Below are 12,033 nucleotides of genomic sequence, written 5' to 3'. Positions count from 1 at the left end.
CGGCACTACGGGAGGGCCAGCCGGGGCGGAGCGGATTAGACTTGGGGTTTTCCGCTGCAAGAGAAGTCCATGTCCAAGCTGCGCCGTCCCACCCTGGCACTGGCCATCGTTGCCAGCCTGTCCCTGGCCGCCTGCGACCGCCCGGCCGATCCGGCTGCCGGCACCGCCGCGCCTGCCGATGCCGCACCTGCGGCCGCCAAGCCGATGCTGGGCAGCTTCGGCTTCGATGCCAGCGGCATGGACCGCAGCATCAACGCCGGCGATGATTTCTTCGGCTTCGCCAACGGCACCTGGGTGAAGAACACCGAGATCCCGGCCGACCGCTCGCGCTTCGGCAGCTTCAACGTCATCGCCGAGAAGACCCTGGCCGACACCCGCGCCATTCTCGAAGGCGCCGCCGGCAACACCCAGGCCAGCGGTGACGACAAGCTGATCGGCGACTACTACGCCGCCTACATGGACGAAGCCGGCATCGAGCAGCACGGCATCGCGCCGGTGCAGCCGCAGCTGAAGGCCATCGATGCGATCGCCGACAAGGCCGGGTTGGCCCGAGCCCTGGGCGGCGAGATGCGCGCCGACGTCGACCTGCTCAATGCGACCAACTTCTACACCGACCGCCTGTTCGGCCTGTGGGTGTCGGTGGACCTGCTGCAGCCGGACCGCAACGCACCCTACCTGGTGCAGGGCGGCCTGGGCATGCCCGACCGCGATTTCTACCTGGGGGGTGGCCGCATGGCCGAACTGCGCAAGCAGTACCAGGCCTACATCGCACAGATGCTGCAGCTGGCCGGCGTTGCCGACCCGGCCGGCAAGGCGCAGCGCATCCTCGCGCTGGAGACCAAGATCGCGCAGGCACACGCCACCCAGGAAGAAACCAACGACGTGACCAAGGGTGCCAACCCCTGGACCCAGGCCGACTTCAATGCCAAGGCACCGGGCATGGACTGGAACGCCTTCCTCGACGCGGCTGCGCTGGGCAAGCAGCAGGACTTCATCGTCTGGCAACCCAAGGCCGTGGCCGGCCTGTCCAAGCTGGTCGCCACCGAGCCGCTGGATGTCTGGAAGGATTACCTGGCCTTCCACGCGCTGGACCGCGCCGCTGCCTACCTGCCGAAGAAGTTCGCCGATGCCCGCTTCGCCTTCCATGGCACCGCGCTGAGCGGCACCCCGCAGCAGAGCGACCGCTGGAAGCGTGCAGTGGACGACGCCAACCATGCCATCGGCGAAGCGATCGGCAAGCGTTACGTAGAGAAGCACTTCGACGCCAAGACCAAGGAACGCGCGGACGAGATGGCGAAGAACATCATCGCCGCCTTCGCCAAGCGCATCGACGCGCTCGCGTGGATGTCGCCGCAGACCAAGGCCAGCGCCAAGGCCAAGGTGGCCGGCCTGACCGTGGGCATGGGTTACCCGGAAAAGTGGCGTGATTACACCGGCCTGGAGATCCGCCGTGATGACGCGCTGGGCAATGCGCAGCGCGCCGAACTGTTCGAGTACCAGCGCAACATCGCCAAGCTGGGCAAGGCGGTCGACCACAGCGAGTGGGCGATGCTGCCGCAGACCATCAACGCGATGAACGTGCCGCTGGAGAACCGCCTGGTGTTCCCGGCCGCGATCCTGCAGCCGCCGTTCTTCGACGGTGCTGCCGACGACGCGGTGAACTACGGCGCCATCGGCGCAGTGATCGGCCACGAGATCAGCCACGGCTTCGACAACGCCGGTGCGCTGTTCGACGAGACCGGCAAGCTGCACAACTGGTGGACCGCTGAAGACCTGAAGCAGTTCAACGCCGCTGGTGATGCGCTGGCCGCACAGTTCAGCAGCTACGAGCCGTTCCCGGGCGTGCATGTGAACGGCAAGCTGACCCTGGGCGAGAACATCGCCGACGTGGCTGGCCTGGGTACCGCCTACGATGCCTACCAGCTGTCGCTGCAGGGCAAGCCGGGCCAGACCCTGGAAGGCTTCACCCCCGACCAGCGCTTCTTCCTCGGCTTCGCCCAGGCGTGGCGCAGCAAGAGCCGCGAGCAGGCGCTGCGCAACTCGCTGCTGACCGATGTGCATGCACCGGGCCAGTTCCGCGCACTCACCGTGCGCAACATCGACGCCTGGTACCCGGCGTTCGAAGTGAAGGAAGGCCAGAAGCTGTACCTGGCCCCGGACAAGCGGGTCAAGGTGTGGTGATGTAACCGGAACGGGCGCCGCAAGGCGCCCGTTTCATTTCCCGGTAGCTGCCAACCTGGGTTGGCACATGCCCCGCTCTGGTGGGTGCCAACCCTGGTCGGCACATGCCCCGCTCTGGTAGCTGCCAACCTTGGTTGGCACGGGGCAGGAATCCACGCATGGCGTGGATCTACCTGCGGGTGGTGGCAACCATCAGGAGAGCGCTCGCAGCCAACACCGCAGCAGCCCAAAGCGTGGCGTATGGCCCGACACCATCCAGCAGCCGTCCACCGCCCCACGCGCCAAGCGCGATGCCGATATTGAACACGCCTACATACAGGGCGGTGGCGATCTCCACGGCCTGCGGCACCGCTTTCATCATCCAGCTCATCAGGCCCACCGATACGCCGCCATAGGCCAGGCCCCATAGCAGCAGCACCGCAATGCCACCGCTCGGCGTGCCCCCCAGCCACAGCAACAGCAGCGGCGTCAGCAGCAGGCCCGATGCGATCGCCAGCAACGTACCGCGCGGATGGCGCGCTGCCAGCGGCCCGGCAATGAAGTTGCCGGCGATGCCGGCCAGGCCGTAGGCAAACAACAGTGCACCGATCCACGACGCCTCCACGCCCGAGACGGACGTCAGCAGCGGCCGCACGTAGGTGAAGGCGATGAAGTGCCCGGACACCAGCAGCACGGTCAGCCACAGGCCACGCCGCAGGTCGCGCTGGCCAAGCTGCTGCACGAACTGCCGCAGCCGCACCGATGTACTTACAGGTAACGCAGGAACCACCCGCAGATGCAGCAGCATCACCGCCGCACTGAACAACGCCATCGCTGCAAAGGCGCTGCGCCAACCCAATGCATCCCCGATCAGCGCGCCCAACGGAACGCCCAGCACCGACGCTGCGGCCACGCCGCCGAAGATGATCGAGGTAGCCAGGCCGATGCGGTCAGCCGGCACCAGGCGCGCAGCCAGACCGCCGGCGATGGCCCAGATGCCGCCCATGCAGAACCCCACCAGCACCCGTGCGGCCAACAGCCAGCCGATGCCCGGTGCCAGCGCCGACGCGAGGTTGGCGACCAGCAGGAGCGCAAGCAGCGCGCACAGGATGCGACGGCGATCAATGCCACCGGCTGCGATCACCACCAGCGGTGCGAACACTGCCGCCAGCAGGGCCGGCAGCGAGATCATCAGGCCGGCGGTGCCGGTGGACGCGCCGAGATCTTCGGCGATCGGGGTCAGCAGGCCGACCGGCAGCATTTCGGTGGTGACCACCGAGAACGTGGCGAGGCCGACGGCGGAAACCGACCACCACGGATGACGAGGCACAGTCGCGGCGTGCGCAGGCGATGAAGCGCTCACGGGACGATTCCTTCAGGGGATGTGGTCGAGGCAGACGGGCGCAGTGCACGTTGCGCGAGCACGGCGAACAGCAGCACGCCACCGCCTGCCACCAGCGCAACAGCAAAACCGCTGCGCACGCCCCCCGCATCGACACCCTGCCCGGACAGTGCCGCGCCCAGCGCCACGCCGATGTTCAATCCGGCCAGCAACCAGGTCATGCCTTCGGTCAGGCGCGATTCGGGCACGTACTGTTCGACCAGCGACATCGCAACGATCATCGTCGGCGCGAAGAACACCCCGGCCAGCAGCACGGCAACGGCCAGGGCAGGCAGGCTGCCGACCCACAGCGGCGGTAGCGTGGCCAATGCAGTGGCCGCTGCTCCGGTCAGCAACAGGCGCGGCAACGGGATCTGCAGCTTCTGCGCACCAAACAGCAGGCCCGCCGCGCAGCTGCCCAGCGCATAGGCCGACAGCACCCAACTGGCAGCCAGTGGCTGCCCGCTCTGTTCGGCGAAGGCCACGCTGGTGATGTCGACGGTACCGACAATCACACCCATCGCCAGCATCAGCAACGCCAGCAGGCGGATCTCCGCTTGCCGCAGCAGCGAGCGCGAGGGTGTTGCGCCTTCGCAGCGCTGCAGCGGTGGATCGGTACCGCGTTGCAGAACCAGTGCGGTCACCCCGAGCACCAGCAGCAGGGCGGCGGCCAGCACGCCGGCCTGCGGCCATACCGCCACCGACAACCCGACGGACAACGGTGGCCCGGCGATGAAGGTCACCTCGTCGAACACGGTCTCCAGCGAATACGCGGTCTGCAGCTGCGGGCGCCCGTGATGGATCGCGGTCCAGCGCGCGCGCACCATCGCCGACACGCTGGGCATGCAACCGGCCAGCATCGCCGCAATGAACAGCGTCCAGTCCGGCGCGGCCAGCAGCGTGCACGCAAGCAGCAACAGCAACCCCGCCGCACTGGCCGCGGTGGCCCACGGCAGCACCCTGCCCTGCCCGCGCCGGTCGACCCAGCGCGATACCTGCGGCGACAGCAACGCGTAGGTCAGCACGAAGGTGGCCGACACCGCACCGGCCAGTGCATAGCTGCCGCGCAGCTGGGACAGCAGGGTGATGATGCCGATACCGGTCATCGGTAGAGGAAGGCGTGCCAGCAGCCCGGCCAGGGCGAGGCCGGCGGTGCCGGGGGCAGCGAACAGGTCGCGATAGGGGGTGGCCATCAGGATCTCCAGGGCAGCGACTTGCCTGGCGCACCGAGCGCCACGACAATACATACAGAGCGTATGAATAAGAGGCTACATTCATACGTGCCGTATGTAAATAATCATGCACTGTGTATGTAAGGAGCTCCGGATGGTTCGTCGCACCCGCGCCGAGATGGAAGAAACCCGCGCCACCCTGCTGACCACCGCCCGCCGGGTGTTCAGCGCGCATGGCTATGCCGCCACCTCGATGGACGACCTGACCGCCCAGGCCGGGCTGACCCGCGGCGCGCTGTACCACCACTTCGGCGACAAGAAGGGTCTGCTGGCGGCTGTCGTCGCCCAGCTCGATGCCGAGACCGACCTGCGCCTGCAGGCGATCAGCGATGGCGCGGATGATGCCTGGGACGGCTTCGTGCAGCGTTGCCGCGCCTATCTGGAGATGGCACTGGAGCCGGAGATCCAGCGCATCGTGCTGCGCGATGCGCGCGCGGTACTCGGTGGCGCCTCACCGGAATCGCAGCGGCACTGCGTGAACTCGATGCAGCGCCTGATCGAGCAGCTGATTGCCGAGGGTGCGGTGGCGCCGGTGGATGCGCAGGCGATGGCGTCGCTGATCTACGGCAGCCTGGCCGAGGCCGCGTTCTGGATCGCCGAGGGCGAGCAGGGCGACGCGCGGTTGCGGCAGGCGACGGCGGCGTTGGAGATGCTGTTGCGTGGGTTGAAGTCGACGGAGTAAGGCCCATCCACGCATGGCGTGGATCTACGGCGGAATCCGTTTTGCATGGAATGGATCCACCCCATGGCCCGCTTTGGTAGATGCCAACCTTGGTTGGCGCTTCTGCGACACCGCGCGAAACGCGTGCCAACCAAGGTTGGCACCTACCGGGGAACGGTGGGCCACTCGCGGAGTACATCCACCGGCACGCCCACGCGCGTGCAGGCGCGGCTGGCGAGGCCATCGGGCAGTGCGCGGCGGAACAGCGGCGCCATGCCCCGCATCAGTTTCGCCGACGCGGCCGCCTGCGCCCGTTGGCGGCCATTGCGCTCGAGCATGCCTTCGGCCCAGTCCGGCAGCAGCGCCGCACCGGCGCCGAGGAACACTTCGCGCGAGAGACCCGGCACCGGTACCGGCAGGCGCACGCCGGACAACACCTCCAGCACTTCGCGCGAGCGTTCGTCGACGCGCAGTTCCGGCTGCCGCGCGCAGAAGTACGCGGCCACTTCCGCTTCACTGCGCGGCACATCCACCGCACCCAGTGCCTCGGCCACGCAGCGGTACTCGTCGTAGTAGCGATCGGCGATGTGCGCAGGCACCTCGCGCCCGTAGCGGCGGAAGCCTTGCAGGAAGCCAAACGCCTCGGTCACGTGCACCCACGTCAGCAGTTGCGGATCGTCCGCCGCATAGGGCTCCCCCTGCGCGGTCTGGCCGCGGATCTGCGCATGGATGCGGCGTACCTTGGCCACCAGCGCCTCCACCTCGCCGCTGGGCGCATAGCTGGTGCCGGCAACGAAGGCGGTGGTGCGGCGCAGGCGGCCCACCAGGTCCTGGCGGAAGTTGGAATGGTCATAGACCCCGGCCAGCGCGCGCGGGTGCAGGGTCTGCAGCATCAGCGCGCACAGGCCTCCGGCCAGCATCGACGGAAATTCCGCATGCAGCCGCCAGGTGACGCTGTCCGGGCCGAACCAGCCCGGGTCACCCAGCGGGTGGTCGTAGTCGATGCCGCTCTGGCCACGCGGGAAGGCCTCCAGGACCCAGCGCCGGATCGGCGCGGTCACGGGGCGGGAGAGTCGCTGCAGCAGAGCCGGCATCACAGGTCCAGGAGAGGCGGAAGAACGGCCACGCGTTGCGCGGTCGGCCCCGATTCTGGTCGATCACGACGCCGACGGCGAGTCTCCGCGCTCAGCCACGGTTTCATGTGCAGCCGCAGCACGTTTCACCCTGCGACATCCTGTCGCAGGCTGCGACCGTGATGTTGCGATGCAACAACATTCACCCATTCAGACAAAACCCTTACGCCGCTAGGCATTGCGCCCATTGCACGGCTCGCTGGAAGTGCTAGAACTGAACCCGCCACACCGTCCAACGCTGATCGACGCACGTTCCACAAGGAGCCAGCCATGATTGCTTTGTTCAAGGGTTTGGGACTACTGCTTCGCGACAACGAGCTCTACAGCAGCCCGTTCGAAAAACAGGTCGCGCACTGGCGCAGCCTCAGCGAGCAGCAGATCCGCGATGAAGTGGCTGTGCTGGCCCAGGCCAAGTGCCAATGGCTGATCGCCTCGATCGTCGGCTGGCAGGCGGCCTCGCTGCTGATCCTCGGGCTGATCACCAACTACCTGTGGCGCGACGATTACCACATCACCTTCACCCGCGTGGTCGTGGTGTTCGGCTCATGGATCTCGATCCTGTTCGTGATCTGGTTCATGGCCAACATGTTCGACCGCACCGCCGGTTTCGAGCGTTGGATGAAGGCCTTCAACAGCCGCGCCCGCATCAGCTCCAAGGCCGACAGCGTCGAGAACGTGGCCGAGGCACTGGACCTGGCCGAGCACTACCCGGAAGTGCTGGACTACAAGCAGGCCGTCACTGCCAAGCGCGAGCTGCGCCATGAGGACATCCGCATCATGACCGAGATCGGGCGCATGAAGCAGCACTCAGAACTGGTCGGCCGCCTGAACCATGTGGGTGAGAACGAGCACCACCACGACCTGACACTGCAACCTGCCTACTGACCCTTCAGGGAAGCGGGGGGACCCACAATGCCACCGTGATCACTCACGGTGGCATTGTTCTATCGGGTCCTGGCTGACGCATTGGTGGAAGCCCCTGGGCAGGTCACGCATCGCCTCGGTCTTTCCCACCGCCACCGCGAACCGACGCAACGGCGGCGTGGCACACGCGGCCCCGCTGCTGCATGCAGGGTCCAGCACCACGTAGTGGCAGTGGCCACTGCTGCTGGCGATGCACTGGAACCGCGCCTCGCCATCGACCACGGTGCGTTTGCTGTACAGCGTGTCCACGCCGTTGGCATTGGTACGGGTGATCGAGGTTTCGCTGGACTTCTCGCAGCCGGCCAACGACAGCGCAGCAACGCAGGCAAACAGGAACAGGCGCATGGTGCCTCCAGGGTGCGGCTACATGCCGCGGAACAGGCTCATGAAGGGTTGGCTGACCACCAGCGTCTCCGTACGCCCACGCAGGCGCAGCACCCCGCGCCCGGTATCGTCGCGGCTGACCGCTGCCACCGCCTTCATGTTGACGATGGTCGAGCGATGGATCTGGCGGAAGTGCTGCGGATCGAGCACTTCCAGCAGCTCGCGCAACGGTGTGCGCAGCAGGCTCTCACCGGCCGCGGTCATCACGGTGGTGTACTTGTTGTCAGCACGGAAATAGGCCACGTCTTCCAGCATGATCAGCTGCGTCTCGCGGCCGTTGCTGGCGGTGATCCAGGCCAAGGGCGGGCGCTCTGCCGCCCTCTGCGACGGCCCCAGGCGCTGAAGCAGGCGTTCGAGTACGGCATCGTCCTGGCGCGTTGATGGCAGCCGCGACAGGATGCGTTCGCGCGTGGCCAGCAGGCGCTCATCGCTGACCGGCTTCAGCAGGTAGTCCATCGCACCCTGCTCGAACGCGTCGATGGCGTACTGGTCGTAGGCGGTAACGAACACCACCTGGGTGCGCGGGCTCAGTTCGGACAGCGAACGGGCCACTTCAATGCCACTGATGCCGGGCATGCGGATATCGAGGAAGGCGATGTCCGGCTGTTTCTCGGCCAGCTGTTCCAGCGCACTGGCGCCATCCTCGCACTCGGCCACCAGCTTCAGGTCCGGCCACAACCGGCCCAGCTGCTCGACCAGCGACTGCCGCAGCAGTTCCTCGTCTTCGGCAATGAGCGCCTCAAGCGGCATGGCTGCGCTCCTTGCTCGACTGCGGCAGGGTCATGGTCGCGGCCACGCCGCTGGGGAAGTTGGCGACGATCGCCACGCCGGCCTGTTCGCCGCAGGTCAGGCGCAGGCGCTCGCGCAGGTTCTTCAGGCCGATGCCGGTACCGCTGGTGCCCTGGCCGAAGCCGAGGCCATCGTCGGCCACCGTCACCGTTACATGGTCATCGAAGCCACGCGCCAGGATCCAGATCGTGCCACCGCCGGGCTTCGGTTCCAGGCCATGCTTGATCGCGTTCTCCACCAGCGTCTGCAGCGCCATCGCCGGCAGCTGCACGCCGTGCAGTTCGTTCGGTACCTGCACCTCCACCCCCAGCCGTGCGCCCATGCGGATACGCAGGATCTCCAGGTAGGCACGGGTACGCTCCAGCTCCACGCCCAGCGTGGACAGCGATTCGTCCACCTGTGGCAACGAGCTGCGCAGGTACTGGATCAGGTGGCCCAGCATCTGGTCAGCACGTGCCGGGTCGGTGCGGGTCAGCACCTGCGCGTTGGCCAGCGTGTTGTAGAGGAAGTGCGGTTCCACCTGCGCGTGCAGCAGGTTCAACCGGGCCACCGACAGCTCCTTTTCCACCTGGGTCTGCTCGGCCGCGGCCTGCTCGTCGCGACGCTGGTCGGCAACACGGCGGCTGATCGCGCGGGTGACCGCTTCGGCGTTCTCGAAGTTGCTGCCCTCATCCAGTGCCAGCAGGTCGGCCCACCAGCCGGCATCCGGCTCAAACAACAGGGTGACGGTACTGGTGCCCTGCCCCGGCGTGACCGTCGCCAGCACGCTGTTGCGCTTGATCGCCAGCCGTGCCGGCAGGTTCCAGCGCGATGGCTGGCGGCCGTTCCAGGCATCCACGCGGCGCACGTAGGCCCGCACCTGCAGGCTGCCGGCCGAACTTTCCACGTCTTCAACGCGCGGCAGTTCAGCGATGGCCGCTTCCACCACCGAGAATGCCTGGCCGGCATCCATCGGCAGTTCCACCTGGCGGCGCTGGCGGCCGGAGAGCGTGGTCGAATCCAGCCGGCCGGCGACCAGCCAGACGCGGCGTACATGGGTAATCGCGCTGCCCAGCGCGGAAATCATCAGGAACATCACCAGCAGCCCGAACACCCAGCCAGGGCCGTCGTTCATGCCGCTGAAAATGCCGCTCCAGACCATGCCGGCGACGAACAGCGCCGCAGCCCAGGCCAGCAGGTGACGAAGCAGGAGAGAGAGGCTGGCGAACACGGCGGCGCCTTGGAGGAAGGGGGTGAGCCGAGCATAGGGCGGCCCGCCGGGCAAACAAGCGGGTTGCGACGAAGGGCCGGAAAGCGGGGATGGAAGCCATTCTGGTAGAGCCGGCCAGCGGCCGGCACTACCCGGGAGGCGCCGGGCAAGCCCGGCGCGTTGCCTTATTTGCGCTGGTCGGCGCTGGCGTCACGCACGGCGCGGAACGATTCGTCCTTGCTCCAGTTTGGCCAGCTGCGCGAGTTGGCCAGCTGGTTGCCCAGCGTGTACAGCACCTCCAGGTCGCGGGCGGCACCGGCGAACACCCAGTCCGGCTGCCACTCGTCGCCCTGCTGGTGGTAGCGCTTGGCGGTGTAGTCCTCGGAGGCCTTCTTGCCTGCGGCCACGCCACCGTCCACCCAGTCCTGGCCGGCCGACCAGGACAGCGCCGGCACGCCACGCTTGGCGAACGGGAAGTGATCGGAGCGGAAGAACAGGCCCGCTTCCGGCTTCGGGTCCGGCGTGTAGCGGATATCCCAGCCCTTGGCCACGTCCTTCAGCTGGTCCAGCAGCTCGAAGCGCGCGGCACCGTAGATGCCGAAATCACGCGACGGCCCGAACGGCGCCATGCCATCCATGTTGATCACCGCCACGGTCTTTTCCAGCGGATACAGCGGATGGGTGGCGTAGTACTCCGAACCCAGAAGGCCCTTTTCCTCGGCGGTGACCGCCAGGAACAGCAGCGAACGCTGCGGGCGCTTGGCCTTGGCGAAGCCACGGGCCAGTTCGATCAGCGATGCGGTGCCACTGGCGTTGTCCAGAGCGCCATTGAAGATCCGGTCGCCACGTGCGTCGGGCTCGCCCACGCCGATGTGATCCCAGTGCGCGCTGTAGACGAGGGTCTCGTCCGGGTGGCTGCTGCCCTCCAGGCGTGCGGCCACGTTGTGCGAGGTGATCACTTCGGTCTTCACCGCGTACTTCGCGTCCAGGCTGGCGCCGGTCAGCGGCACCGGGGTGAAGTCGCGCTGCTGCGCCTTCTTCTTCAGCGCCTCGAAGTCCTGGCCGGCCGAGCGGAACAGCTCCACGGCCAGGTCGCGCTGGATCCAGCCTTCCAGCAGCGGGTGGCTGTCGGCCGGGTTGTCGCGCACCACATCGAACATGGTGTTGGTGTTGGAACCGGCCACGGTGGCCCAGCCGTACGACGCCGGTGCGGTCTCGTGCACGATCAGCACGCCCAGCGCGCCCTGGCGGGCGCCTTCTTCGTACTTGTAGGTCCAACGGCCGTAGTAGGTCATGCCCTTGCCGTCGAAATCACCCTGGCCGGTCTCGAAGTCCGGGTCATTGATCAGCACGACGGCGATCTTGCCCTTCAGGTCCACGCCCTTGAAGTCATCCCAGTTGCGCTCCGGGGCCTTCACGCCGTAGCCGAGGAACACCAGCGGGGCCTTGCTGATGTCGACGTTGCTGGCGCCGTTCATGGCCGCGCGCACGGCGATCTGCTTGCCCTGTTCCAGCGCAACGGTCTTGCCGCCCTGGTGCAGCGCCAGCTGCGGTGCGCCGACGATGTCGCCCTTGCGCAGCGGCACCGCCTGGGTCCACAGGCGCTTGCCGTCCTTGAGGTCGCCGCCCGGCTGCAGGCCGGCGTCGGCGAACTGCTTGCTGAGGAAGGCGATGGTCTTCTCTTCGCCGGCGGTGGCCGGGGAGCGGCCTTCGTAGGCGTCGGAGGCCAGTTCCTTGACGTCGGCGGAGATCCGCGCGCCATCGAATTTCGGGGTGGCCGCCATCAGTGCGCTCGACACCGACAGGGCCAGCACGCCCAGTACCACTCGTTTCATTGCTCTCTCCAGCAGGGAAATCCTTCTGGAGTGTAAGGGGTTCGGCAGGGCTGCGCCCTGCACCTGCCGAAGCCAGGGCAACAGCAACAGCTGAAGCAACAGCGGCATTCCGTGGGATGGCGGGGTAGGTCCGGTTGCGGGGGACGCCGTGAATCCGTCCCTGGAGGCTTGGGCGCGCCATCCATGGCGCTTACACCCCCGCAACCGGACCCACCCCGCCTTCGACAGGTTCCCGCTGCTGTTGGTGGGTGTCGACCTTGGTCGGCACGCCGCTGTTGGTAGGTGTCGACCTTGGTCGACACGGACGGAAACAAGAAGGGGTCAGTTCCCTTTCCCGGTGGGAAA

At 67.2% G+C, this 12,033-nt stretch carries 10 protein-coding genes; 3 read left to right on the top strand and 7 right to left on the bottom strand.

Annotation, left to right across the window (positions count from 1 at the left end; all coding sequences use genetic code 11):
- Positions 1–69 precede the first annotated feature (69 nt).
- Positions 70–2,181 carry a M13 family metallopeptidase gene (locus tag ACZK45_RS02155; protein ID WP_180837553.1) on the top strand — a complete coding sequence of 704 codons (2,112 nt, stop codon included), beginning with the start codon at positions 70–72 and terminating at the stop codon, positions 2,179–2,181.
- Positions 2,182–2,350: 169 nt separating this feature from the next.
- Here the strand turns inward: ACZK45_RS02155 and ACZK45_RS02150 are convergent, their stop codons facing one another.
- Positions 2,351–3,523: an MFS transporter gene (locus ACZK45_RS02150; RefSeq protein ID WP_293796145.1), complete on the bottom strand. Its 1,173-nt coding sequence runs from the start codon at positions 3,521–3,523 to the stop codon at positions 2,351–2,353.
- The gene (locus ACZK45_RS02145; protein ID WP_478445391.1) at positions 3,520–4,734 is read right to left on the bottom strand and encodes an MFS transporter; all 1,215 of its coding nucleotides are present in this window, start codon (positions 4,732–4,734) and stop codon (positions 3,520–3,522) included. Before ACZK45_RS02145 ends, ACZK45_RS02150 begins: the two co-directional genes overlap by 4 nt.
- A gap of 133 nt (positions 4,735–4,867) precedes the next feature.
- Between ACZK45_RS02145 and ACZK45_RS02140 the strand changes: the two genes are divergently transcribed.
- Positions 4,868–5,455, top strand: coding sequence for a TetR/AcrR family transcriptional regulator (locus tag ACZK45_RS02140; RefSeq protein ID WP_478445390.1), 588 nt, complete (start codon positions 4,868–4,870; stop codon positions 5,453–5,455).
- A 143-nt stretch (positions 5,456–5,598) separates the two neighbouring features.
- Here the strand turns inward: ACZK45_RS02140 and ACZK45_RS02135 are convergent, their stop codons facing one another.
- Complete coding sequence (locus ACZK45_RS02135) at positions 5,599–6,528, bottom strand: oxygenase MpaB family protein (protein ID WP_478445389.1); 930 nt, start codon at positions 6,526–6,528, stop codon at positions 5,599–5,601.
- Positions 6,529–6,837: 309 nt separating this feature from the next.
- Here ACZK45_RS02135 and ACZK45_RS02130 point away from each other — a divergent pair, with 309 nt between their 5' ends.
- A complete protein-coding gene (locus ACZK45_RS02130; protein WP_032128761.1) occupies positions 6,838–7,452 on the top strand; it encodes a hypothetical protein in 615 nt (204 codons plus the stop codon).
- Positions 7,453–7,491: 39 nt separating this feature from the next.
- On the opposite strand, the gene ACZK45_RS02125 is transcribed toward ACZK45_RS02130, so the two are convergent.
- The 4 genes from ACZK45_RS02125 to ACZK45_RS02110 form a co-directional block, all read right to left on the bottom strand.
- Complete coding sequence (locus tag ACZK45_RS02125; protein ID WP_032128762.1) at positions 7,492–7,836, bottom strand: hypothetical protein; 345 nt, start codon at positions 7,834–7,836, stop codon at positions 7,492–7,494.
- A gap of 18 nt (positions 7,837–7,854) precedes the next feature.
- Complete coding sequence (locus tag ACZK45_RS02120) at positions 7,855–8,625, bottom strand: LytR/AlgR family response regulator transcription factor (protein WP_032128763.1); 771 nt, start codon at positions 8,623–8,625, stop codon at positions 7,855–7,857.
- Entirely contained in the window at positions 8,615–9,874 is a 1,260-nt protein-coding gene (locus ACZK45_RS02115; RefSeq protein WP_049398329.1) for a sensor histidine kinase, read from the bottom strand. Before ACZK45_RS02115 ends, ACZK45_RS02120 begins: the two co-directional genes overlap by 11 nt.
- 164 nt (positions 9,875–10,038) lie before the next feature.
- Positions 10,039–11,688, bottom strand: coding sequence for a M28 family metallopeptidase (locus tag ACZK45_RS02110; RefSeq protein ID WP_346487126.1), 1,650 nt, complete (start codon positions 11,686–11,688; stop codon positions 10,039–10,041).
- Positions 11,689–12,033 lie beyond the last annotated feature (345 nt).

The sequence above is a fragment of the Stenotrophomonas sp. 63632_Sma genome, from assembly GCF_056482875.1.
The sequence above is the reverse complement of the archived record's forward strand: the minus strand, read 5'-3'. Positions and strand labels throughout refer to the sequence as shown.